The sequence below is a fragment of the Staphylococcus sp. GDY8P57P genome, assembly GCF_017892585.1.
GTDB lineage: Bacteria > Bacillota > Bacilli > Staphylococcales > Staphylococcaceae > Staphylococcus > Staphylococcus borealis.
The window spans coordinates 1-657 of sequence record NZ_JAESLK010000161.1 but is presented as its reverse complement, the minus strand read 5'-3'; the positions used below and the strand labels follow the sequence as shown (position 1 = coordinate 657).

Below are 657 nucleotides of genomic sequence, written 5' to 3'. Positions count from 1 at the left end.
GTGTGAATTTTTATTGTTATTCATGCATTTTTAAAATATAATTATAATAACTCTTCTGATTACTCAGAAGTAAGAAAACAAGGGGGAAAAGCTATATGAGGAAGAAGATTTCGGTTTTATTGTCAATACTCGTTGCAGCTGTTTTAACGTTAGCAGCATGTAGTGGTGGCGGTTCTAAAAGTGACGAAGGTGGTAAAGGCGGCGTTAAGAGCGAAAAATCTGAAAACGTCTTAAACTTATCTTCAACATCAGATATTCCAACTATGGATTCATCTTTAGCAACAGACCAAGTATCATTCTTTACGTTTAACCAAACTTTAGAAGGATTATATGTATTAGATAAAGATGATAATGCTGTACCAGGTGTTGCAAAAGGTGATCCTGAAAATTCTGCACGATGGTAAGACTTGGACTATCAAATTAAGAGACAATGCAAAATGGTCAAATGGTGATCCAGTTACAGCGCATGACTTCGTTTATGCTTGGCAAAGAACTGTAGATCCAGACACAGCAGCTGAATATGCATACATGTTTGAAAACATCGAAAATGCTAAAGACATTACTGCAGGTAAGAAAAAACCTGAAGAATTAGGTGTTAAAGCAATTGATGATCATACTTTAGAAGTTAAATTAATTAAAGACGTTCCTTGGATGCAC

1 pseudogene is annotated in these 657 nt (G+C 35.0%); it reads left to right on the top strand.

What is annotated here, in order from left to right:
* Positions 1-95: 95 nt before the first annotated feature.
* Positions 96-657 (top strand): annotated as a pseudogene (locus KA878_RS14125) (ABC transporter substrate-binding protein); the annotation flags it as partial.